We start from the raw sequence: 3075 nt of genomic DNA, 5'->3' as shown, positions 1-3075 counted from the left end.
AGATACCCTCACAGCTGATTAATTGGATTAAGCTGATGAAAGTATAAGGCAAAAGGCTATAGTCTAAAGTCAAAAGAAATCAAGAAGCAAACAGCGAATAGCTAATCGCGAATAGCGAAAAACAAGGAAGGTCAAGATGGAAATTGAGGAATTGACTAAAGAATTGAAAAGAGATGCTCAGAGGCTAAAAGAGGAAAAAATCGAGCTGGTCGATTTCGACAGGCTTGAAGGAAACTTGATATCCGCCTCTGAAAAGCTTAAAAGGATGAAGGAAAAAGAAGGGGTCGCAGAAAAAATCCTGAAGGATTTCAAGGGAGAGATAAAAAGAATGGCGGTTTCTTTATCCCGGCTCAAAGGCGAGAACAGCAGTCCTGAGTTGATAGAAAAATATCTTTCAAATCAGAATATCGGTTATGAGGAACTGTGTCTTTTGAAAAGGAGACTTGAGTCTGAATTCAACGAGAGTTTTCCCAATGCCCCGCTTTCCAGGAGTAATTACGTTTTCTCTAAGGAGAGAAGGGGAAAGGATAGATTGGAGGAATACAGGGTTTAAAAAATCTTAAGGCTAAAGAAAGAAATAAATGACGGATGTCGGATAACGAATGATGGATAAAAGAAAAAAGTAAAGTCTAAAGGCAATAGTTAAAATCAAAAAGAAGTTCAAGGGTTAAAAAAAACGTGAGTGTTTCCCGTTTATCGTGATCGTGAAAAAAGAGAAAAGGAGGATGACCTCACCCTAAATTTCTCCAATGAGGAGAGGGGACAGAAGCAATAGACAGGATGCCTGTTGTACCGATTAGACGCATTCAATATGTCTTTACAGTCTAAGAGTAGCCTTGAATTTTGTAAGTGTATCCCTCTTTTATTTGCTCTTTCGTCTTCAAATGTTTTATCAAATACTGGCCACAATTTGAGCCGATCTGGTTTTCTTCGATTTCCCCGATGCTGATGAGAACTTCATACCCTGCGGAACGAAGCTCACTTACGACCTGGTAGTCTTTTCCTTCGCAGAGTGGGTCAATGTAGGAACAAAGCTTGTGTCTGATTCCCTGATAAGTGGGGTTTATCGGCGTCATCTTAATCAAAAATTTATCCGGGTCAAAATGTTGTAAAAGGACCTCTGGTTCCACTGGCATCTCTTTTGCCAGGGCAAAGTTTAAGGTAAGTTTTCTGTCCCCCTCTTCATAAAACTTTTCTCCAAAGGAAGAGATTGTTTTTAGGTCCCACTTCCTCACCGGCATCAACTTATATCTCATTTTTTCATCTGTAGAATGGATAGAGAACTGGAGTCGGAATTTGCCACCGGAATATAATTTATTCTTTAGGATAAGTAGTTTTTGGAAAAATTCGTCCGTGTCGGCTGGAGCGATTGTAGAGATAGTGGGAATTAAGCCGGGGGCGTTATAACGGGACGGAAGCTCTTCCAGGACCTGCGGCACATTCGGATTAAAAGCAGGCTCACCCATCCTGGCGAACTGGATTTTGAATTTTTCAACTGGAATATTGCCATCCGGAAATCTTTTCTTGACGAGAAAGTCTATCTGTGAAAAAATATCTTCTTTAGATAATTTCCCCTGATAAAGGCTTCCGGCATCGCAGATTAAGCATTTAACCGGACAGCCGAACAGGGTTGAGACTATCAAAACCCACTTTTTCTCCCTGGACAAAGGTGGCTGTACAGACTCAACTAATTCGACCAGCTTTCCGTCTCTCAGCTCAGCAATATAAACGATGGCGATATCCTCTTTTCCGGCTGAGGCGAGAATTTTCATATTCGGATCTCCTTTAATCTTCCATGTGAGCGCTATGAAAAACTCGTTCTGCAGGGCTGGGAGCCCTGCCTACGAATGCAGAAGAGAGGATTTTTACGAGCATACCCCCTTTAATCTTCTGCATATTTTCATTGCGGCCATAATTCCATCTCCCACGGCAATGGCAGTCTGTCGGTAATTTCCATTCTTTACATCCCCGATAAGATAGAGAACCCCTTTTTTCACTAAAGCCCTGAAATTTCGCTTTACTTTTTCTGACAAAAAGTCGAGCTGCGGCTCTCTTCCGATGGCAAATATCAAATAATCAGCACGACTTTTCCAGGTATTTCCAAGAGTCTTGCATTCAAGTAGTATTCCATTTTGAGAGTTGTTGGACACTCTTGTGATTCGTGTATTCTTATGATAGGAGATTGAGGAAACTGCTTGTGCTCTTTCCAAGAGGAGGGGAAGAGACCTGATATGTTGTCCGCTATTCAAAATGGTAACCTCGTTATTCTGGCTGAGATTTAAGGCATAGTCAAAAGCTGCATCGCCAGCTCCGATGATCGCTATTTCCTTTTTCCTAGCTCTAAGAATGGGATAAACCTCATAAAAAATCTTGTCTTTCACTTCTTCAGGTATTACAAAATCCGCAAATCCCCTGGGTTTCGTCCCACTCGCGATCACTACTGTCCGGGAAGGATAGGTTTTTTTCCATGTTTCTACAAGGAAAATCTTTTTTTTAAAATAGAGTTTTTTAACCTCTTCAAATGCGGGCAGGATTGACACTCTCTGGAGTTGCTCCCTGAAAAGATTTACAAGACGCGAACCAGTGATCCCTGCAGGGAAGCCGGGATAATTTTCCACCAGGTGGGCATTTCTTAAAAGGCCCCCCATTTCATCTTTTTCCAAAAGAAGTGGAGTTATTCCAGAGCGTTCAAGCTGTATGGCTGCGGCAATTCCTGCAGGTCCCGCTCCGATGATGGTAACATCTTCAACTTTCATAGCATTCCTCAACAGAAAAAGCTGGTTTAAGATAATACATTCTATCTGTAAGGTGGTAATAAAAAAAACCGGTTGGGAAATACACAAACAGGCAAGATGCCTGTTCCACCTGCTTCGGTGGATCTTCCTGCAGATCAAAAATAATATTTGCTCGATGGTGAAAAATAAAGGGAGACGGAAGATAAAAGGCTAAGGTCTAAAGGCTATAGGCTAAAGAAAGAAATAAATGACGGATGTCGGATAATGGATGACGGAGAAAAAAAAGGAAAACTGTCATTGCGAGGAGGTCATTTGACCGACGAAGCAATCTGCACAAATT

The 3075-nt window shown here is 41.5% G+C and carries 3 protein-coding genes; 1 reads left to right on the top strand and 2 read right to left on the bottom strand.

The annotated features are described in order from the left end of the window. The first annotated feature begins 136 nt into the window (after window positions 1–136). The gene (locus MUP17_04620) at window positions 137–553 is read left to right on the top strand and encodes a hypothetical protein (protein ID MCJ7458257.1); all 417 of its coding nucleotides are present in this window, start codon (window positions 137–139) and stop codon (window positions 551–553) included. A 271-nt stretch (window positions 554–824) separates the two neighbouring features. Here MUP17_04620 and MUP17_04615 read toward each other — a convergent pair whose 3' ends face one another. Then, complete coding sequence (locus tag MUP17_04615) at window positions 825–1772, bottom strand: radical SAM protein (GenBank protein MCJ7458256.1); 948 nt, start codon at window positions 1770–1772, stop codon at window positions 825–827. Window positions 1773–1865: 93 nt separating this feature from the next. Further along, window positions 1866–2756, bottom strand: coding sequence for an NAD(P)/FAD-dependent oxidoreductase (locus MUP17_04610; protein ID MCJ7458255.1), 891 nt, complete (start codon window positions 2754–2756; stop codon window positions 1866–1868). Between the last annotated feature and the right edge of the window lie 319 nt (window positions 2757–3075).

It is taken from the genome of Candidatus Zixiibacteriota bacterium (genome assembly GCA_022865345.1).
Taxonomy (GTDB): domain Bacteria; phylum Zixibacteria; class MSB-5A5; order MSB-5A5; family RBG-16-43-9; genus RBG-16-43-9.
This window is presented reverse-complemented; position numbering and strand designations above follow the sequence as displayed.